The sequence below is a fragment of the Porcipelethomonas sp. genome, assembly GCF_051893655.1.
GTDB lineage: Bacteria > Bacillota > Clostridia > Oscillospirales > Ruminococcaceae > Porcipelethomonas.
In genome coordinates this window covers 1-21,550 of record NZ_JBJFHN010000019.1, presented here as the reverse complement: position 1 = coordinate 21,550, position 21,550 = coordinate 1, and the positions used below count along the sequence as shown (strand labels likewise).

Annotated in this window: 19 protein-coding genes; 5 read left to right on the top strand and 14 right to left on the bottom strand. The window is 37.1% G+C overall.

The window, feature by feature from the left end; all coding sequences use genetic code 11:
* The first annotated feature begins 253 nt into the window (after positions 1-253).
* A complete protein-coding gene (locus ACI4WO_RS00845) occupies positions 254-1,414 on the top strand; it encodes a tyrosine-type recombinase/integrase (protein WP_439805665.1) in 1,161 nt (386 codons plus the stop codon).
* Between the two features lie 130 nt (positions 1,415-1,544).
* Here the strand turns inward: ACI4WO_RS00845 and rpsI are convergent, their stop codons facing one another.
* The 11 genes from rpsI to ACI4WO_RS00790 form a co-directional block, all read right to left on the bottom strand.
* On the bottom strand, positions 1,545-1,946 hold the full coding sequence (gene rpsI / locus ACI4WO_RS00840; protein WP_439805664.1) for a 30S ribosomal protein S9: 402 nt from the start codon (positions 1,944-1,946) through the stop codon (positions 1,545-1,547).
* 16 nt (positions 1,947-1,962) lie between these two features.
* Complete coding sequence (rplM, locus tag ACI4WO_RS00835) at positions 1,963-2,391, bottom strand: 50S ribosomal protein L13 (RefSeq protein WP_439805663.1); 429 nt, start codon at positions 2,389-2,391, stop codon at positions 1,963-1,965.
* Between the two features lie 291 nt (positions 2,392-2,682).
* Positions 2,683-3,255 (bottom strand): flavin reductase family protein, encoded by a 573-nt coding sequence (locus tag ACI4WO_RS00830; protein WP_439805662.1) that lies wholly within the window; start codon positions 3,253-3,255, stop codon positions 2,683-2,685.
* Between the two features lie 117 nt (positions 3,256-3,372).
* Positions 3,373-4,797, bottom strand: a complete 1,425-nt coding sequence (gene glgA / locus ACI4WO_RS00825) for a glycogen synthase GlgA (RefSeq protein WP_439805661.1) — start codon at positions 4,795-4,797, stop codon at positions 3,373-3,375.
* 22 nt (positions 4,798-4,819) lie between these two features.
* Entirely contained in the window at positions 4,820-5,944 is a 1,125-nt protein-coding gene (gene glgD, locus ACI4WO_RS00820; RefSeq protein WP_439805660.1) for a glucose-1-phosphate adenylyltransferase subunit GlgD, read from the bottom strand.
* Between the two features lie 15 nt (positions 5,945-5,959).
* Positions 5,960-7,162 (bottom strand): glucose-1-phosphate adenylyltransferase, encoded by a 1,203-nt coding sequence (locus ACI4WO_RS00815; RefSeq protein ID WP_439805659.1) that lies wholly within the window; start codon positions 7,160-7,162, stop codon positions 5,960-5,962.
* A 59-nt stretch (positions 7,163-7,221) separates the two neighbouring features.
* Positions 7,222-9,243 carry a 1,4-alpha-glucan branching protein GlgB gene (gene glgB, locus ACI4WO_RS00810; RefSeq protein WP_439805658.1) on the bottom strand — a complete coding sequence of 674 codons (2,022 nt, stop codon included), beginning with the start codon at positions 9,241-9,243 and terminating at the stop codon, positions 7,222-7,224.
* 190 nt (positions 9,244-9,433) lie between these two features.
* A complete protein-coding gene (locus tag ACI4WO_RS00805; protein WP_439805657.1) occupies positions 9,434-11,674 on the bottom strand; it encodes a SpoIIE family protein phosphatase in 2,241 nt (746 codons plus the stop codon).
* 127 nt (positions 11,675-11,801) lie between these two features.
* Positions 11,802-12,662 carry a 16S rRNA (adenine(1518)-N(6)/adenine(1519)-N(6))-dimethyltransferase RsmA gene (rsmA, locus tag ACI4WO_RS00800; protein ID WP_439805656.1) on the bottom strand — a complete coding sequence of 287 codons (861 nt, stop codon included), beginning with the start codon at positions 12,660-12,662 and terminating at the stop codon, positions 11,802-11,804.
* Positions 12,663-12,672: 10 nt separating this feature from the next.
* The gene (locus ACI4WO_RS00795) at positions 12,673-13,182 is read right to left on the bottom strand and encodes a hypothetical protein (RefSeq protein ID WP_439805655.1); all 510 of its coding nucleotides are present in this window, start codon (positions 13,180-13,182) and stop codon (positions 12,673-12,675) included.
* A 21-nt stretch (positions 13,183-13,203) separates the two neighbouring features.
* Entirely contained in the window at positions 13,204-13,698 is a 495-nt protein-coding gene (locus tag ACI4WO_RS00790) for a hypothetical protein (protein WP_439805654.1), read from the bottom strand.
* A gap of 104 nt (positions 13,699-13,802) precedes the next feature.
* Between ACI4WO_RS00790 and ACI4WO_RS00785 the strand changes: the two genes are divergently transcribed.
* On the top strand, positions 13,803-14,288 hold the full coding sequence (locus tag ACI4WO_RS00785) for a deoxycytidylate deaminase (protein ID WP_439805653.1): 486 nt from the start codon (positions 13,803-13,805) through the stop codon (positions 14,286-14,288).
* A gap of 1 nt (position 14,289) precedes the next feature.
* Here ACI4WO_RS00785 and trhA read toward each other — a convergent pair whose 3' ends face one another.
* Positions 14,290-14,937 carry a PAQR family membrane homeostasis protein TrhA gene (gene trhA, locus ACI4WO_RS00780; RefSeq protein ID WP_439805652.1) on the bottom strand — a complete coding sequence of 216 codons (648 nt, stop codon included), beginning with the start codon at positions 14,935-14,937 and terminating at the stop codon, positions 14,290-14,292.
* A 210-nt stretch (positions 14,938-15,147) separates the two neighbouring features.
* On the opposite strand from trhA, the gene ACI4WO_RS00775 reads away from it, so the two are divergent.
* Genes ACI4WO_RS00775 through ACI4WO_RS00765 form a run of 3 tightly spaced genes read left to right on the top strand, consistent with a single transcriptional unit; the run spans position 15,148 to position 17,652 of the window.
* On the top strand, positions 15,148-15,510 hold the full coding sequence (locus tag ACI4WO_RS00775; protein WP_439805651.1) for an ArsR/SmtB family transcription factor: 363 nt from the start codon (positions 15,148-15,150) through the stop codon (positions 15,508-15,510).
* A gap of 34 nt (positions 15,511-15,544) precedes the next feature.
* Positions 15,545-15,766, top strand: coding sequence for a heavy-metal-associated domain-containing protein (locus tag ACI4WO_RS00770; protein WP_439805650.1), 222 nt, complete (start codon positions 15,545-15,547; stop codon positions 15,764-15,766).
* 35 nt (positions 15,767-15,801) lie between these two features.
* Positions 15,802-17,652 (top strand): heavy metal translocating P-type ATPase, encoded by a 1,851-nt coding sequence (locus ACI4WO_RS00765; protein ID WP_439805649.1) that lies wholly within the window; start codon positions 15,802-15,804, stop codon positions 17,650-17,652.
* Positions 17,653-18,069: 417 nt separating this feature from the next.
* Here the strand turns inward: ACI4WO_RS00765 and secA are convergent, their stop codons facing one another.
* Positions 18,070-20,796 (bottom strand): preprotein translocase subunit SecA, encoded by a 2,727-nt coding sequence (gene secA, locus ACI4WO_RS00760; RefSeq protein WP_439805648.1) that lies wholly within the window; start codon positions 20,794-20,796, stop codon positions 18,070-18,072.
* A gap of 276 nt (positions 20,797-21,072) precedes the next feature.
* A partial coding sequence (locus ACI4WO_RS00755) for a sodium:solute symporter family transporter (protein WP_439805647.1) occupies positions 21,073-21,550 on the bottom strand: 478 nt, incomplete at its 5' end.

The window sequence follows — 21,550 nt, the reverse complement described above, 5'->3', positions numbered from 1 at the left end:
TCACCCGTGAGAAAATGAAAAAGGAAGCAAAGCGTATCAGCCGTGAGGACGAGCTTTCCCGTGAGCTGAAAAAGGCAAGGGCGTTCATATCTGCCTGCGGACTGTCGGAGGATTTTGCCCGGTTTAAATTCAACAGAAACAGAAGTACAGAATTAGAATAAAAGACAAAAAAGCTATGGCATATCTTGACATATAGAAAGAAGCGCGCTACAATTAGAATGCGAGATATGCCATAGTCCGTAAAGGAGATTATATGGCTAATATTACAAACAGAAACGGAAAGTTTCTCATAAGAGTATTCACAGGACGTGACATTAGTGGAAAACAGATCGTCAAGTCTACAACTTACGTTCCACCGGAGGGCACATCACCGAAAAAGGCTGAAAAGCTGGCTCAGGAATACGCTTTTGAATTTGAAAGGCACTGCAAGGGATATGCTCAGCTTAACGAGAATATGCGTTTCTCTGAGCTTGCCGATTGGTATTTTGAAAACTATGCCCCCGAAGAATTGAAGCCGACTACTATTCTGAACTATGAAAGTCAGTACAGAAATCATATCGCACCAATTCTCGGCAACAAAAAGCTCAAAGATATTACCACACCAATGCTGACGGAATTTCTGAAAGTGCTTGGCAAAGATCATCACCTTAATGCAATCTCGGTCAGAAAGGTCTATATTGTAGTGCAAAGCATATACCGCAGAGCTTTACAGCAGGGATTCACAAGAGAAAACCCTTGTCAGAACGTGATAATTCCAAAGAAAAGGGACACGGGCAAGCGTTATTCTCTTTCCGAGGAGGAAACAAAGCGGTTTCTCCGCCTTATTCGTGACAAGACGTGGGACGAAGATGTGAAGCGTATCCTGATAGTCCTGCTGTTTACGGGTATGAGGATAGGAGAATGTCTTGGTTTATCGTGGGAAGATATTGATTTCGAGAAGAAAACGATATTCATACACCATACGCTTTCCAATGTCAACGGAGAATGTTACCTTGACTCACCAAAGACAAAAAGCAGTATCCGCCTGATAGCAATGAATACAACTGTGGAGAAGTGTCTCAGAGAGCAGCAAGCCTATGTTGAGAAGCTGAAAATGGCTCTCGGCAACAAGTACGCTCACTCCGAAATGGTCTTTCCCTCTGGTTTGGGGAACTACCGTGACCGCAACTCTGTATACCATTCCTTGAAGCGTATGACGAAAGGAACGGAATTCGAGGATATGACTCTACATAAGCTGAGACATTGTAACGCAACGCTTTTACTGAACAGCGGTGTAGACCTGAAAGTGATCTCAGAACATCTCGGTCATTGCGACATAGGTGTGACAGCGAATATCTATGCTGATGTGCTTCAAAAGCAAAAGATCCGCCTTGCTGACACGATCAATGACAAACTTTCCGATGAACTGACCTGAATAAAAAACCTCTCTGTCGATTTCCCGACAAAGAGGTTTACTTTCACATTTTTTAGTTGAACAATTTGTTGAACAACTTCGCAAGAAATTCTCGAAAATACCGTAAAATAGGCATTTCTGAAAAAATCTTTTAACGCTTTGAGAACTGAGGAGCACGACGTGCAGCCTTGAGACCATATTTCTTTCTTTCCTTCATTCTCGGGTCACGAGTTAAGAATCCAGCCTTTTTAAGAACAGGACGAAGTTCAGGATCATAAACTAACAATGCTCTTGAAAGACCATGTCTTATAGCACCTGCCTGACCTGTTACACCACCGCCTGCAACTGTACAAACAATATCAAACTTATCTGTTGTTTCAGTTAAATTAAGAGGCTGACGAACAATAAGCTTTAATGTTTCAAGACCAAAATAATCGTCAATATTTCTTCCGTTTATAGTGATATTACCTGAACCAGGATATACTCTGACTCTTGCTACAGAACTCTTTCTTCTGCCTGTTCCATAGAAATATTTTACTTTTGATTCGTACATTTATTCCGCCTCCTTATTATAATTCATAAGCTACAGGCTTCTGAGCCTCATGCTTATGTGCTGCATTTCTGTAAGTTCTCAAACGTTTAAGCTGATTTCTTCCCTGAGTATTGTTAGGAAGCATCCCATTTACAGCAATCATCATTGCTTTTTCAGGCTTTGTTTCCATTAATTCTTTATAGCTTACAGACTTAAGACCGCCGATCCAGCCTGTGTGCCAGTAAAACTTCTTGTTTTCAAGCTTTTTACCTGTTAAAACTGCCTTTTCACAGTTAATAATGATTACGTGATCTCCGCAGTCTACATGAGGTGCATAAGTTGGCTTATGCTTGCCTCTGAGAATATGAGCAGCCTGTGCAGCAACACGGCCAAGGGGCTTATCAGTTGCATCTAATACATACCATTTACGGTTAACTTCATTTGCTTTTGGCATATAAGTTGACATAATATGTTTTCCTCCATTATTTTATTTTTACGTCAAGTATAAAAGGATGGGTTAATCCTCTTTGCTGAGCATCCGCAAGCTCATAAAATAATGAGTATGCTCAAATAACCTCTTGACATTACGCAAATAATTATACAGGATTCCTGAATAAATGTCAAAGCGTAAATCTCTGAATTTTTAATTTATATCCCTCTCACGCTTGTTTTCTCTCTTGTTTTCTCAATTTCTCTCGTTTTCTTGAAAATCATTTTAGAATCGTTTAATAAAACTGACTGTAAAGAATACCAATTATCACCTTTTTTTCTTCTTTTTTCGTACAGAAAAACCAAAATCACCCATTTTTCTGCCCAACGCAAAATATTCTCCATGAGCATAAGCCGCAAGACCGCACTGCTGAAGATTCAATTTACCCTTGCTGTCTATATATTTTTCTTCAATATCAGCTCCTACAATTTCAGATATGAACATATCATGCGTACCCAGAGGTTTTATTTCCCGGACAATACATTCCAGACTTACCGGGCATTCTGCAATTACAGGTGCATTAATTTTAAACGCCTGTATTGGTGTTAGTCCGCATTTTTCAAATTTATTCACCTTGGCTCCGGTTTTCACTCCGCAGAAATCCGCAGTCCGACACATTGCTGATGTAGTAAGATTGATAACAAATTCACCGGTTTCTTTTATGATATTATAGGAGTATCTTTCTGGCCTTACTGAAATATAAGTCATAGGCGGTTTTGTATTAATAATTCCCGTCCATGCTATTGTAAGAACATTAGGATTTTCAGAAGTACCACATGACACTAAAGCCGGAGGTACTGGTGCCAGAAGTGCTCCCCCATTCCAGAATACTTTAGACATAAAATATTATTCCCTTTCAAATTTATTACAAAACAAATGACGTGAAAGCACCAGCCTGCACGTCATTCAAATTTTTTATAACGAAAACCAATATCTGTAAAAAAAGTTATTTTTATTTTAGTTATTTTTTTCTGTCAGTTCATGATATAGCTTAATGTAAATATCCGCAGAACTTGCCCAGCTGAAATCTTCAGACATATCACGTTTTATAATTCTGTTCCAACCACGCTTATCTTCATAAGCTGCCTTTGCACGCATACATGCGTCAAGCATATCATGTGCATTATATGTTTTAAAAGTAAAACCGTTTCCGTTTTCTCCGCCGCAGTCACGGACAGTATCACGCAGTCCGCCTGTTTCACGTACAATAGGAATCGTACCATATCTCATAGCTATCATCTGTGCAAGACCGCAAGGCTCACTTTGAGAAGGCATAAGAAACATATCAGCACCAGCATAAATTTTTCTTGAAAGCTCAGGCATAAATCCAAGAGAAACACTTACTTTATCTTTGTAACGTGATTCCATTTCCTTAAAGAAATCTTCAAAAATTTTCTCTCCACTGCCAAGAATTGCAAATTTAAATCCGGCACGTATAAGATCCTCAAAAACATAGCGTATCAGATCAATACCCTTATGTGAAGCAAATCTTGTAACAATACCAATTAATGGTTCATTTCCTTCCTGAAGCCCTAATTCCTCAAGAAGTTTTGCCTTGCATACTTTTTTTCCTGTAGTACTTCTGGCAGAATAATTTTTCTCAATGATTTCATCAGTTTCAGGATTATAACCATTTACATCAATACCATTTAATATACCGCTCAGTTTGTATTGTTTAGTGCGAAGAATTCTGTCCATACCGTGTGAGTACCACGGATCAAGAATTTCCCATGCATAACTTGGACTTACTGTTGTAACCTTGTCTGAAGTTTCAATTGCACCCTTCATCATATTTATTCCGCCGTCATATTCAAGCAGGCTCATATGATACATAGGAAGTCCCATAACTTCATTAAGTACTTCACGTCCATAATTTCCCTGATACTGTATATTATGAATTGTAAATACGCTTTTTATATTTTCATAACCCTGCTGATATTTATAAAATACCTCATAATATACTGGTATCATAGCAGCCTGCCAGTCATTAGCATGGATAATATCCGGCTTGAAGTCAATATATCTGAGCATTTCCAGAACTGCACGGCAATAAAAAACAAATCTTTCACAGTCATCATAAAAACCGTATATACCATCTCTGCCAAAGTAATACTCATTATCAAGGAAATAATAAGTAACCCCGTTGCAGATTGAAGTAAAAATGCCGCAGTACTGTTTTCTCCATGAAACATCAACAGTTATATGAGTTATAAACGTCATAGATGCCCTGAGTTGTGGATTAATTCCTTTGTATAACGGAATTACTATCCTGCAGTCATGACCTTTTTTATTTATGGCTGCCGGAAGCGAACCCGCAACATCTGCCAGTCCGCCGGAAGCAATATAAGGAATTGCTTCACTTGCAGCAAACAGTATATTCATCTATCCACTTTCCTTCCCATTATCAGATTTGTGCTCTTTTGCCTATATAAAGCGGATAAGATGAGGAACCTGTAAGTATCTTGCCCTCGCCTATCTCTACGTTTTTATCTGTTATTACAGAGCTTATATTGCATTTATTGCCTACTACTGTATCCTGCATCAATACACAATCCTTTACAACTGCGTCTTTGCCTATTTTTACACCTCTGCATAAAACACAATTCTGAACTGTACCTTCAATTACACAGCCATCAGCAATAAGAGAATTTTTAATGTTTGACTCCAGACCAAATCTTACAGGGCCATTATCTCTGATTTTGGTGTAAATAGGAGCAGATTTTATAAACAGATTATTTCTGTTTTCAGTATCAAGCAAAGCCATGTTTGCTTCATAATAATCAGTCATTGTATCAATTTTTGAAAAATATCCTTTATGCTCATAAGCCATAAATTTATATTCATCTTTACATGCCTGAAGTATATCCTTAGTAAAATTATACTTGCTTCTGCTTGCTGACTGTACAACAATTTGTCTTAAAAATTCCTTGCTGACAACAAACATATCAAGACTGATATTACATTCTCCGGATATCTGAGGATCAATCATAACATCTGTTATTCTGTTATTTTCATCAACACCGATAACATTTGCAGACTGTTCCTTTGAACGGTCATAAAAGCTTTTTCCGGTTACCACTGTTATATCAGCTTCATTTTTAATATGGAAATTTATAACATCCCTGTAATCAATTGTAGTCACAATATCACAGTCAGACATAACAACATAATCCGCATGAGAATGATCAACAAATTCCCATACTCCGTTCAGTGCTTCCAGTCTGCCTCTGTAAATACCGCTGTCAACATGGCTGAAAGGAGGAAGAAGGTGCAGTCCCCCATTTTTTCTGGAAAGATCCCATTCTCTTCCTGAACCCAGATGATCAAGAAGTGAACCATAATTGGATTTTGTAATAACTCCGACTTCTTTTATTCCGGAATTGACCATATTTGAAAGTGGAAAATCTATCAGACGATATCTTCCGCCGAACGGAATTGAACCCATTGTTCTTTTTTTGGTAAGATCTATAACAGTCTCATCATGCATGCTTGCAAATATCAGACCCAGAACATTATTTTTAGAAATCATTTTATTTTGTCCTCCTTACACATTTTTAGATATTATCTGTTTAGGAAGAACTTCGGCTCCCTCTGATATTTCAACATTGTGGCCAACAACAGCGATACCCCATTCATCTCTGTTTTCAACGCTCTCAGGACTAAGTCCAATTTTCGCATTTTCATGTACGATACAGTCTTCACCGACAATTGAATATTCAACTACCGCACCGGACTTTACTACTGTCCCCGGCATAATAATACTGTAATTTACAGTTGCGCCTTCTTCAACAGTAGCCCCTGCAAATATAATTGAAAAATCAACCTTTCCGTTTATTGTACTGCCCTCAGAAATCATCGAATTTTCAACTTCTGCCATATCTCCTATGTACTGCGGCGGCATATTGTTATTTCTTGAATATATCTTCCAGCTCTGATCATAAAGATCCAGCGGAACACTTGGACTTAAAAGATCCATATTAGCTTCCCATAGACTGTCCAGAGTACCTACATCCTTCCAGTAACCCTCAAATGTATAAGCAAAAAGTCTTTCATTATTTTCAAGCATTGAAGGAATAATATCCTTACCAAAGTCCTTAGAACCGGTATTGGCATTTTCATTGTCAATCAGATATTTTTTAAGTTTTTTCCATGTAAACACATAAATACCCATTGAAGCCAGCGTTGATTTCGGAACTTTAGGCTTTTCAGTAAAATCAACTACCCTGAAATCAGGATTACAGGTCATAATTCCGAGTCTGGTTGCTTCTTCAAGTGAAACTTCCTGAACAGCAATTGTCAGATCAGCATTATTTTTCTTGTGGAAATCCACCATTTTAGAATAATCCATTTTATAAATATGATCGCCGCCAAGTATTATTACATATTCCGGATCATATCTCTCAATAAAGCTCATATTCTGATATATTGCATTTGCTGTACCCTCATACCATGAAGCACCCATGGAAGTCTGATAAGGCGGAAGAACATGAACACCGCCGTTTAATCTGTCAAGATCCCATGGCTGACCGTTTCCGATATAATCGTTAAGTACCAGCGGCTGATACTGTGTAAGTACTCCGACTGTATCAATACCGGAATTTGTACAGTTAGAAAGAGGAAAATCTATAATGCGGTATTTTCCTCCGTATGGCACGGCAGGTTTTGCCATATCCTGTGTAAGAGCGTATAATCTGCTTCCCTGTCCGCCGGCGAGAAGCATCGCCACACATTCCTTTTTTATATACATTGTTTCCTCCTGACCATTGCTGTATACTATACAGCAATTTCTTCAAAATCTATTATATTTTATTTTTTAGCTGTTTTAGACTTATTATTACTTTCCTTTTTATTCTTTGTACTTTGAATTGTCAGATCACCTTTTACTTTTACATCTGATTTTTCTGACGCAATTTTTTTAACAGTTTTTTTCTTAGGAACAGGTTTTAAATATATAACTGAAAGCGGTGCAATATCAATAGAAATACTGTCATCAAATCCGTGCATCATATAAGATGTAGATTTCATTGTATCAGCAGTAATTCCGCTTCCTCCGAATTCTTTTGAATCAGAATTGAAAACAAGCTTGTATTCGCCCTCATACGGAACTCCGATTTTATAGTCAAGCCTTTCAACAGGAACAAAATTGCACACAACTATAATTTCATCACCATTGTCATCAAAACGTCTGAATGCAATTACACTCTGTTTGTAGTCGTCATGTGAAATCCAGCTGAAACCCTGCCACGAATCATCATTCTGCCAGAGCGGCGGATGTTCAAGATAAAATTTATTAAGTTTTTCAGAAAATTTATGAATATTTTTATGATTTTCCTCATTCAGAGCTTCCCAGTCCAGCTGAGATTCATAATCCCATTCACGTGTCTGTGCAAACTCCTGACCCATAAACAGAAGCTTTTTACCGGGATGAGCCATCATATACGCAAGAAAGGCTTTATAGGAACTGCATTTCTGTTCATATGTACCAGGCATTTTTTCAATCATTGAGCATTTTCCGTGAACAACCTCATCATGCGAAATCGGAAGTATAAAGTTTTCAGAAAAGCAGTAAAAGAACGAGAATGTAACTTTATCATGATTAAATGCCCTGTAGATAGGATCCAGTGACATATACTGAAGCATATCGTTCATCCAGCCCATATTCCATTTGAAATTGAATCCCAGACCGCCTATATCAGTAGGCTTTGTAACCATAGGCCATGCTGTTGATTCTTCAGCAATCATAAGAACATCCGGATGTTTCATGAAAATTGCTTCATTCAGGTGCTTGAAAAATTCTATTGCTTCAAGATTTTCCTTGCCGCCGTTTATATTAGGACACCACTCCCCGTCTCTTCTGTCATAGTCAAGATACAGCATAGATGCCACTGCGTCAACTCTTATACCGTCAACATGATATTCAGAAATCCAGTAATTTGCACTGGAAATCAGGAACGAGCATACTTCTCCTTTGCCGTAATCAAATACTCTCGTACCCCACGATTTGTGCTCACGTTTTCTTTCATCGGTATATTCATAGCAGCAGGTTCCGTCAAATTCATACAGACCGCTTGCATCCTTCGGAAAATGAGCAGGTACCCAGTCAAGAATCACACCTATTCCGGCGTCATGGAACATATTGATCATTTGTTTGAATTCATCCGGAGTGCCAAAACGTGAAGTTGGTGCATAGTATCCTGTAACCTGATAGCCCCAGGAGCCGTCAAAAGGAAATTCCGTAAGCGGCATAAGCTCGATATGAGTATAGGACATTTTTTTCATATACGGAATAATTTTTTCAGCAAATTCCACATATCCCGGAGAGTTTCCGTCACTGTTGCGTATCCATGAGCCTAAATGAACCTCATATATATTGACAGGACTTTTGTATATTACTTTCTGAGACTTACTTTTCATCCATTCATCATCAGACCATTCAAAGCTGCTTTCATAAATCTTGGAAGCAGTTCCCGGACGTGTTTCAAAATGAGATGCGTAAGGATCAGATTTCATAAGAAACTTTCCGCTTTTGGTTTCTATACAATACTTATAGGCTGAAAACTGCTTAAGCTCCGGAATAAAACATTCCCATACGCCGTCTGATATTTTTTCCATAGAATTTGAATGCTTATTCCAATTGTTAAAATCACCCACTACTGAAACGCTTACAGCATTTGGTGCCCAAACCCGGAAGCAATGATATTTCTGGTGATCCATTTCAATTTTGTGAGCACCAAAAAATTTATATGCCTCACTGTTTTTTCCCTGATAAAAAAGGTATAATGGAAACTTATATGTTTCTGGTAAATTACCGGAGTTGTTTTTGTTCATTTTCATTCCTCCTTATTACATTTATTTTAACATTAATCCACAATTTATTCAAGCTTTTTTAGTCAAATTAAATAAACTTCATATATTTTACATAGTTTTAATTGTCTAATTTAGTGCATTATGACAAAAAGCTGCTTTTTTTATATCATACATTTTATGCAAAAATGCTTATTATTTTACATTTCTCCTTTCAGTTCCTGAGCAATACTCTGGCTGCTGCAACAGTAATATCATCTTTCGGCGTGTCGGTATGCTTCTTTTTTGCCCCTGAGCAGACATTATCTGTTATAGTTTTTAAATCATAGACAGTCTGAAGCTGTTCCTTTATGTAAAGGTAAAGTGACTCGTCAACCCCGTCTGAAAGCATAACCAGAACATCTTCCTCATCAAAATTGCAAGTCTGCTGTGATATACGGCTGTCAGGTATTATTCCTATAGGATTAGATGGAGAGTTAAACATCATAACTGAATCCGGATATTTAATAAGCGTTGATGACGCCCCGGATTTGTACAGAGTAAGTTCACAGGTTTCAAGGTTAATTTTTCCTATATCAAGTGTTGCAAAGCTTTCATCATTTGATTTTGTCAGCATTATTGAATTAATCATCTTTACTGCTGCACTGCATTCTATACCGGATTTTATAAGTCTTTTAAACAGATTGGAAACGATTGCAGAATCCAAAGCCGCCTGACTGCCGCTTCCCATACCGTCAGATATAAAAATATAAGCATTTCCAAGACCGTCACAGAAAAGTCCGCAGCTGTCTCCGGATGGCTGATTTTCTTCGGCACTGCTCTGAGCAGAAGCATACTGTATCTTATATTTAGTCTGCTGATTAAATCTCATCCGGGTTTCTCCGCTGCTGGAAACCGGTTCTGTGAACTCCATAGGAATACGCAGTTCATCAGTCAGAATACGGCAGATTGCATCCGAATCCTCTTCCTCATAATTTTTAGTATAAATTTCAGTAATGAGTCTGTCATTCTGATTATAATATGCTATTGCCGTAGAATAATCTATCTCATATTTATCAAGTATATTGCATAAATGATGAGTCATAGTTTTACTATAGCAAAAATTCATTTTTTCTGATAAAGAAGAAATAATATCCTCTGTAGTTTCCATCTGTGAAAACAAGAAATTCCTGTTTTCATTCAATTTTGATGACAACATTTTATTTATAGACTCTTCTTTTTTGCACCTTATAAATGCATCAATTACTTCATGTTTACGGCAGCAGTCCAGACCGGAAGGAAAGCTGTCAGCATCCGGAACACTTTGCTTGTTTATTTTCATAAAGCAAGTATTGGTCTTCTCATAATTTTTTCCCCAGCAAACCGCCTTGTTTCTGCATTTTCCGCATACTCTGGCGCTTACTTCATTTACAGTATTATATGGCTGGGATTTTTTCTCAAGGGCAGAAATAATCTCCTCAACATTTTTTCTTATATCCATAAGAGAAAGTGCAGCAAAGTCCATCCTTGCACGTACCAGTTCTTCTCCTCCGTTTTCGTCACCACTTTCGCAGATTACATTTCCGGGTACAAGCAGTTTTTTTGGCAGCAGCATAAAAATAATACTTCCAAGCACAGCGTCAGCCTGCATACAGAAAGCCGCATCATTCATACCTGTTATAAGCTGACCGCAAAAATTTGCTGCCAGAAAAGCCGCCGCTACTGTTACCCTGCTGTAATCTGCCGCAAAGCCTGCCGCAAAACCTGCAATGCCCAAAAAAGCAGCAGGTATGCCAAGTGTTGAGGAACTCAGAAAAATTCCGGCAGCAGTAAGAACTCCGCTTACAACTCCCCCAGAATATCTGAAACGCTTTGCCGCACATAATATCAGCATACATCCGGCTATACGGCCAATATTTATAACAGAAACTGACAGTCCGCACAGAGCAGATACTGCAATAATATAAACCACTGCAAAGGATGTAAGATTACTTTTTTCAAATTTCACAATTCCGCCTGAGATAATTAAATCGACAAACTGTTTTATATAATATGATGCCGCACCTGCCAGAACAGATATAAATAAATTTATAAAAACAGTAAAAATATTTCTGTCAACCAAAGCGCCAAAAACTATTCCTGAAAACGCCATGCTTACACTTGTTATAACCGCACAGAATTTTGGTGAATCGTCATCACGTATAATCCATTTTCCAACAAAGATAAGCAAAAGCGAACATATTATAAATCCGGCATCTCCGACAGATCCGCTTATTAAATATGTAATTGCTGTTCCGGCAAAAACCGTCCCGGCATAAAGCGGAGACAAAGCACCGACAAGTCCGCAGCAAGCCGGCGCAGTAACAGAACCTAAAGTTGAATACGCCATAAGTACCGCACCTGCAAAAGCCGCCGCTATCCAAGCAACTGTACTGATCTGCTTATTTTTTTCCACAACCATTTCTTTTAACATCATCTTGCACCTGCCATAATTATTTTACTGCATTCTTTTTGCAGTATTCTATATAATTATAATCTTATACAGGTGAATATAATGTCAATTATGAATGGCATCTTTTGGGTTCGTAAATCTCAATTTGAAATTATATAATATTTTTTAGGATATTTACAAATTCTGTCCAGTTATCCATTGTAAGCTGTTCACACCTTGCCGTTTCCGGAAGGTCAATTTCTCTTAAAATATCATAAATTTTTTCCTTTTCAATTCCCATTGCCGAATTCAGAGAATTGGCAAGCGTTTTTCTTCTCTGTGCAAAAGCACCCTTAATAACTTTAAAATATAATGATTTATCATGTATTTTATTTCTATATTTATTATCAGGTTTTATCTGTATTACTGCCGAATCCACATTTGGTGCAGGCATAAAGCTTCCCCTTGAGACATTAAACAACAGCTCTGCTGTGCCGTAATAATTCACAGCTGCCGTTATTGCACCCGATTCTCTTGTACCCATTTTTGCACACAACCGTCCGGCAGCTTCCTTTTGAACCATTACAGTTATAGCATCCACAGGTATTTCACTTTCCAGAAGTTTCATTATCACCGGAGACGTTATATAATAAGGAAGATTTGCACATACTGCAACCTTAAGCCCGTCAAATTCATCTTTTATCAAAGCATTTAAATCTGTTTCCATTATATCGGCATTTATAACTTTAAAATTGTCAAATTCGCTCATTGTTTCATCCAGTACTGGTATAAGCCTTGAATCTATTTCAACTGCAACGACCTTATCTGCACCTTTTGCAAGCTCGCAAGAAAGTGTGCCAAAGCCTGTACCAATTTCAATTATGCCATACCCCTCCTTTGCCAGTCCATATTCAGCAATTTTCGGACATACTGACGGATTTATCAGAAAGTTCTGACCTAAACCCTTTGAAAATTTAAAGCCGTATTTTTCAAGAAGTTCTTTTATTACGCTTATATTTGTTAAATTTTTCATATTTGTTCCTTTATTTTCCATAGTCTTCAGCTAGTTCAACAAGCAAATCTGACAATCTGCTCTCACCAGTTATAAAATTATATCCAGAATTCATCACATAATAATCCGTAGTAACACAATCATCATCGTCTCCGTGATTTATATCAAGATATTTCCCGTACAAAATAATTGTGTCATAATGATCTTCACATGAAAATTCACTGTCAGAATAAATAGAGAAATAATAATATTTATCTGATACATCAATATCATAATGCTTATATGGATCATCTTCCTTTACCAGCTTAAGAGATGCCAGATATTCTGTGAATTTTTCCAAAGCCTTTTCATCATCAACATAAAATGATTCATATTCATAATTTATTCTGTTTCCAATTGTAATTTCTATATAATCAACATTATTATATTTTAGTGTTTGCTTATGCGTAAATATATGTATTGCAAATGGTATATAATAGACTATTGCAATCATAACAAACGCAATACAAAATAAAATCTGGAAAGCCTTTATTTTTCGCATTTTATCTCCTATTATAATTTATCAATCCCAGTCCTCACCGTATTCATCAATCAGCTTATTTATGTATTTTGAAACCTTGCTTCTTCCCGTCAGAATGTTAAATCCGGAATCCACAACATAGTACTTTGTACCCTCGCAACAGTCGCATTCATAAGGATCATGTACTTTAATATATCTGCCTGTCACAGTAATATCATTCCATGCTGTATATAAAGTAATATATTTCCCTGATCTTAATTCATCAGAAAAATAATCTTCCTCCTGAACCAATTCTAGCGAATTCAGATATTCAATCAGTTCACTGACTGCTTCCTTATCCTTTATAATTATTTTATCTTCTTCACCATTCCATTTTTCTTTAGCAATTTCAACATAAAGTATGCTGTTTTTTATTCCAAGACTTTCCTTTTTATTAGAATACCTCATAGCATCTTGTATAAATAATAGTATATACGGAATAAGTATAGTGATCAATAGTATAGCCGCTATTTTTATTAATTTCTTGTTTTTTAGCATAATATTTATCCTTTTTTTATTCTGTAAGTTTTAAAATCCCCTTGCAATATCACTATAAATTTTATATAATAATAATTGTAAAATTAATATAGGAAGTGATCAGAATGCAAAGACGTGATAAAATAAATTATTACCTTGACATAGCCGAAACAGTACTTGAAAGAAGTACATGCATCCGAAGAAATTTCGGTGCAATAATAGTAAAAAACGACGAGATTATCTCCACCGGATATAACGGAGCGCCCAGAGGCAGAATTAACTGCTCTGATTCCGGAAACTGTTTCAGAGACACTATGAATATCCCAAAAGGTCAGCGGTATGAGCTTTGCCGTGCAGTACACGCAGAGCAGAATGCCATAATTTCAGCGTCCCGTGCTGACCTTATGGGTTCGGACATATACCTTGCCTGCCATGACGCCAAAACCGGCGAAATTGACGGTAATATCGAGCCATGTCTTATGTGCAAACGTTTTATTATAAATGCAGGCATCAAAAGAGTTATTGTAAGAAATACCAGAGATAAATATACCATTTTTAACGTTTCTGACTGGCTTGACAATGATGAATCTGTGATTTCTCAGGGATACTGAATCAATGCTGAGTCAGTGCCAGAAAAACTGAGAAATAATGAAATATACTTCCGGCAATAGTAAAAAGATGCCATACTGAATGGAAATATCTCACCTTTTTAACAGCATAAAATACAATACCAACAGTGTAGAAAATTCCGCCTATTAGAAGAAATACCAGTGACATTACAGACAAATTTTCAATCATAGGCTTTGCTGCAAAAACAATTACCCATCCCATCATAACATAGCATACCATTGACAGTTTTTTGAATTTCTCAAGGTTTATCGAATTTAGTACAATTCCCAGCACAGCTGCACCCCAGACTATTCCAAAAAGTGTCCAGCCCAGCTTACCGTGCAGCGTAACCAGAGTATAAGGTGTGTACGTTCCTGCAATAAGCAAAAATATAGTATCATGATCCATTATTCTGAAAAAAGTTTTTGCCTTATTATTTGTTATTGCATGGTATAGTGTTGACATAGTATACAAAATTATAAGAGAAGCACCATAAATACTTGCGCTTACAACAGCCCATGCATCAGAATAAATGGCTGTAAAAACAATCAGTACTACCGTTCCTGCGATGGCAAGAAGACTTCCGGCACCATGAGAAACAGAATTAAAAATCTCTTCGCCGAGAGTATATCTTTTTTTTACTTCAACCATAATAACCCTTCTTTTAACTAATAATATTATGCTTATATTTTATACCTGTTTAAGATAAAAGTCAATATTACTCGTGGTTATTATTGCATTTAATTTATTAACATATTTAAAAATCCTCTGTATGGAGGATTTTTTTATAAATGCTATTGACAAGAAGAAAAAAACATGATAATATATGAACAGATATTCATATGAAAGGATGTTGATTTGATGGAAAATGAAAAAAATATCGAAAAATGTGAATATATGTGCATACATGAAGATAGTATAAAAAAAGTAAAAGAATCAATCCCGAATGATGAAACTCTTTATGATCTTGCAGAGCTTTTTAAAATTTTCGGTGATTCTACAAGAATAAAAATATTATATGCTCTTTTTGAGGCAGAACTTTGTGTCTGCGATATCTCACAGCTTCTGAATGTCAGCCAGACTGCCGTTTCTCATCAGCTGAGAGTACTCAAAACTAATAAGCTTGTAAAAAGCCGTAAAGAAGGTAAAAATGTTTTTTATTCCCTTGCAGATGATCATGTTTGCAGTATTATAAATCAGGGTATGGAACATATTAATGAATAAAAATTATAGCCCTAAGGCGGAAATGGAGATTACTATGAAAAAAACTTTTAAATTAATCGATCTGGAATGTGCAAACTGTGCTGCTAAAATGGAAAATGCAATTGCAAAAATTGAAGGTGTTGAAGCAGTAACTGTAAGTTTTATGACTCAGAAGCTTACCATAACAGCAGATGAAAATAAATTTGACGACATTTTAAAACAGGCCGCTAAGATCTGCAAAAAAATTGAACCGGACTGTAAAATAGTTTTAAAATAATTTTATACTTCCTGTATAACAGATTGGAGTTACTCATGAACAATAAGCAAAAAAAGACGCTTGTAAGAATAATTATAAGCTTTGTTCTTCTTGCAGCATCTGCCATTATTCCGGAAGACAATAAATATATACGTCTGATTGCTGCACTGATACCATATTTAATTATTGGCTGGGATGTATTATACAAATCCTTCCGCAACATTCTTCACGGACAGATTTTTGATGAAAATTTTCTTATGACAATAGCATCTGTCGGAGCATTTATTCTGGGTGATTATACTGAAGGCACAGCTGTTATGCTGTTTTATCAGGTTGGAGAACTGTTTCAGAGCTATGCTGTCGGAAATTCAAGGAAATCAATTGCAGCACTTATGGACATAAGACCTGACTATGCCAATATTGAAAAAGACGGTGAAATCGTTACTGTAGATCCGGAAGAAGTTGAAATAGGAAGCATTATCATTGTAAAACCCGGAGAACGAGTTCCTCTGGACGGAATAATTGAAGATGGAAATTCCAGTGTGGATACCTCTGCTCTTACAGGTGAATCAGTCCCAAGAAGCGTTTCTGCCGGAGACAGTATTATAAGCGGATGCATTAACAATAACGGTCTGCTGAAAATAAAAACCACAAAACTTTTTGAAGAATCTACCGTTTCTAAAATACTCGATCTGGTTGAAAACTCAAGCAGCAAGAAATCCAAAGCTGAAAATTTCATCACTAAATTTGCCAGATACTATACTCCCTGTGTAGTATTTGCGGCACTTGCTCTGGCAATTATACCTTCAATTATTATGGGTGACTGGGCAAAATGGATTGAACGTGCTTTGATATTCCTTGTAATTTCCTGCCCATGCGCACTTGTAATATCAGTCCCTTTAAGCTTCTTTGGAGGAATCGGAGGTGCGTCCAGATCAGGAATACTCATAAAGGGCGGCAATTATCTTGAAGCTCTTGCCAAATCAGAAATCGTTGTTTTTGATAAAACTGGTACACTCACAAAAGGTGTATTTAAAGTAACTGCTTTACATCCCGATATCATTTCAGAAAATCAGCTTCTGGAATATGCTGCAATGGCAGAAAGCTTTTCAAATCATCCTATTGCTCAGTCTATTAAGGAAGCATATAATACAGATATTGAAGAATCCAGAATTTCTGATTATAAAGAGATTGCCGGAAGAGGTATAAGCTGTACCATAGACAGAAAGCAAATTGCTGTAGGAAATGACAAACTAATGAATGATATGAAAATCCAGTGGCGTCCCTGCCATCATATAGGTACTATAATACATGTAGCTGTAAATAATATATATTCCGGACATATTATTATTTCAGATGAAATCAAACCAGACTCAAAGAATGCTATTGAATCATTAAAAAAACTGGGAATTAAAAAAACTGTCATGCTTACAGGCGACTCACAAAAAGTCGGTGAAAACATTGCCGGACAGCTTAAAATTGATGACGTTTACTGTGAGCTTCTTCCAGGAGACAAGGTTGACATCGTTGAAAAACTGTTAAATGAAACCTCTGAAAAAGGCAAACTTATATTTGTCGGAGACGGAATCAATGATGCACCTGTAATTTCCAGAGCTGATATTGGTATTGCCATGGGCGGTTCCGGGTCTGATGCTGCAATCGAAGCTGCAGATATTGTTCTTATGGATGATAAACCTTCTAAAATTACTGAAGCTATTAATATTTCCCAAAGAACACTTAGAATAGCATATCAGAACATAATATTTGCTCTTGCTGTAAAGATACTGATAATGATTCTCGGTGCTGTAGGTCTTGCCGGAATGTGGGCAGCAGTATTTGCTGATGTGGGGGTTTCTGTAATCGCCATTCTAAATGCTATGAGATGCATGAGAATAAACAAAATATAAGGTTTCAATCAAGCCTTTTTTAAACCCAACTAAAACTTTGAATATATTAAAGTTATGCTTTTAAGCATGACACCATATAGAAATTTTAATCCCGAAAGCAGTTAAAAAAACCGCTTTCGGGATTGTTTTTTATTTTATTAATAGTATAAATCAAAATTTGCAGCAGTATATCCGAAACCCTGCTGGGGCAAACCTTTCTGAGGAAAGGTTTTTCCCCAGACCCCTTTCCAAAGACTTTTATTTTATTTTTTCTCAAAGGGGCATTCGCCCCTTTGAGAAAAAATCAGGTGAAGTTTTAGGAAGGGAGTTTGAGGGATAACCCTTTTTCAAAAGGGTTTCCCTCAATAGTTACGAAGATAGTTGCTGAAAATTCCGATTTATCATAGGTAGCACTTACACAGCGTTCCTTTTATAAACTTACTGTTCTTTCATACCACAGCACTTTTTATATTTCTTACCTGAACCGCATGGACACGGATCATTATCAGCCGGTTTCTTTTTAGTCATTCTGATGCTTCCGGCATTAGGAGCGTCCGGCTTTGCGACCTGTTCACGCTGAGGTGTAACATTCTTCTGGATTCTTACAGTAAGGAGCATTCTTATTGTATCCTCACGGATTGAATCAACCATAGCATCAAACATTTCAAAGCCTTCATATCTGTATTCAACAACCGGATTCTTCTGACCGAATGCACGAAGTCCGATACCCTTTTTCAGTTCTGCCATATCATCAATATGGTTCATCCACTTGGTATCAACAACCTTAAGAAGAATTACACGTTCAAGCTCACGGATAAGCTGTCCGCCGAACTCTTCTTCCTTGGCAGCATAAATAGTCTTCATACGGTCTTCCAGAAGTTCAACAACAGAATTTTTTGTAACATCATCAAGCTGATTTTCCTCATAATCAAGATCTTCATCTCTGAGAACCCATCCCATAAAATGATCTTTCAGACCAATAAGATTCCAGTTTTCTTTATCTTCATCATCAAACAGATAATTGTTAACCGATTCAACTGCAAGTTCATGCATCATATTGAGAATATTATCATGAAGATCCTCGCCGTCAAGAACCTGTGAACGCTGCTTATAAATAATCTCACGCTGAGTATTCAAAACATCATCATAATTAAGTACATTCTTTCTGATACTGAAGTTTCTGCCCTCAACCTTCTTCTGTGAAGACTCAATGATCTTAGTAAGCATTTTGCTTTCAATAGGCATATTTTCTTCAACATTCAAGGATTTCATCATATTTTCCAGACGGTCTCCGGCGAAAATACGCATAAGATCATCTTCAACAGAAAGGAAGAAACGGCTCTCACCTTCATCTCCCTGACGGCCTGAACGCCCTCTGAGCTGATTGTCAATACGTCTTGATTCATGTCGTTCAGTACCCAGAATATAAAGACCGCCTGCTGCCTTTACATCCTTTGCCTTTTCCTTCACCTCGGCATTGAACTTGTCATACAGTTCCTTGTAAACAGCTCTTGCTGCAAGAATTTCTTCATCATCAGTATCTGCAAAGCCTACAGCTTCATTGATAATATCCTCGTCATATTCTTTTTTGCGCATTTCAGCCTTTGCAAGAAATTCAGCATTACCGCCCAGCATGATATCAGTACCACGACCTGCCATGTTTGTGGCAATAGTAACTGCACCCAGCTTACCTGCCTGAGCTACGATCTCTGCTTCCTTTGCATGATATTTAGCATTCAGAACAACATGCTTTATACCTTTTCTCTTAAGCATTGCAGAAAGCAATTCAGACTTTTCAATTGAAATCGTACCAACAAGAACAGGCTGTCCCTTTTTATGACATTCAATAATCTGGTCAATAATTGCATTGAATTTGCCTGCCTCAGTTCTGTAAATCTGGTCAGGATGATCTATACGGATTACAGGCTTATTAGTAGGAATAGCAATAACGTCCAGCTTGTAAATTTCCCTGAATTCATCTTCCTCTGTCATAGCAGTACCAGTCATACCGGAAAGCTTTTTGTAAAGACGGAAGTAATTCTGGAATGTAATTGTTGCGAGGGTTTTGGATTCATGAGCAATTTTTACGCCTTCCTTAGCTTCAATTGCCTGATGAAGTCCGTCATTGAAACGGCGTCCAAGCATAAGACGTCCGGTAAATTCATCAACAATGATAACTTCACCGTCTTTTACAACATAGTCTATATCCGCATGCATAACACCGTGAGCCTTAAGAGCCTGATTGATATGGTGCAGAAGCGTCATATTGTCAGGATCCATAAGGTTATCTACATTAAAGTATTTTTCAGCCTTCTTAACTCCCGAACGAGTAATTGTAGCAGTTTTTGCCTTCTCATCAATAATGTAATCAACGTTTTCATTGATCTCATCCTGATCCTGCTTATCATCTATTTCAACAACAGTTGTAGAAACTAGATTCTTTACAAATTTATCAACAATGTCATAAAGCTCTGTTGACTTGTCCCCTCTGCCGGAAATTATAAGCGGAGTTCTTGCTTCATCTATGAGAATAGAGTCAACCTCATCTACAATAGCAAAATTCGGCTGGCGCTGAACTCTGTCCTTTTTATAAATAACCATGTTGTCACGCAGATAGTCAAATCCCAGCTCATTGTTTGTGGCATAAGTAACATCACAGTTATATGCTTCACGGCGTTCCTCATTTGTAAGACCATGAAGAATACAGCCGACTGTCAGTCCTAAAAATCTGAGTACCTTGCCCATTTCATCCGACTGTGTCTTTGCAAGATAGTCGTTTACTGTAACTACATGAACACCCTTGCCCGGCAAAGCATTAAGATATGCGGCAACACAAGCTACCAATGTTTTACCTTCACCGGTTTTCATTTCAGCAATACGTCCCTGATGAAGAACTATAGCACCGATAATCTGAACCGGAAACGGTTTCTTGCCTAAAACTCTGTAAGCACCTTCACGTACAGTTGCAAGTGCTTCCGGAAGGATCATATCAAGAGTTTCGCCTGTTTCAAGTCTGTCCCTGAAATTCTGAGTCTGAGTTTTGAGTTCAGCGTCAGACATTGCTGCAAACTTATCTTCAAGATCAAGAACACTCTGCTTGATAGGTTCAATTCGAGCCAGTTCCTTAGTACTGTAAGAGCCAAAAAGTTTTCCGAAAATTCCCATTAACATTATCCGCCTTTACTAAAAATATATTTTACGCTGTTGCTATGTAGTTACGACTCAAACCCAATATACAGATATTCCGGTACATATCCAGTCCAAAAGCATATTGTTTTTTGCCAGCACTCCATAAATTACGATCTATGCAGTAATTAATAAAAAATCGACTGTTTTAAATCAGCAGCAACTAAATTGTTTTAATCATACTCATATTTATTTTATATCAATTTCAATTCTTTGTCAATAGGAATTTAATTAAAAATGATATTTTGAAAACATTTATTTTTTGCTGTAGCACTCAAAAACCTTATTTGTGTGTTCTTCTTCCGGTTTTTTAGTAAAAGCACTGACCAGGGGAACAGCAATGATAGATAAGATCATAGTTATTGCTCCTGCATTAATCGGTGAAGCCAGATTAAGTTTAAAGGAAGCAGCATATGCGGTGATTTCCGGAAACCATCCAAAGCCGAAAATAATCATATGACATACAGTTATTCCTACCCCCAGAATAAAACTTACCCAGACAGATGATCTGGTTATTTTCCGGCTGTACAGTCCAAACATAAACGGTCCAAGAAAAGCACCTGCAAGAGCACCCCATGAATATGACATGAGAGTAGAAATAGATGCATTTTTATTAAATGCAATTATAACTGAAATAATCAGAAAAACTGCAATCAGAACACGCATTATAATTACTTCTCTTTTCTCATCCTGATTTTTCATTTTAGGTCGTATAAAATCTATTGTCAGCGTT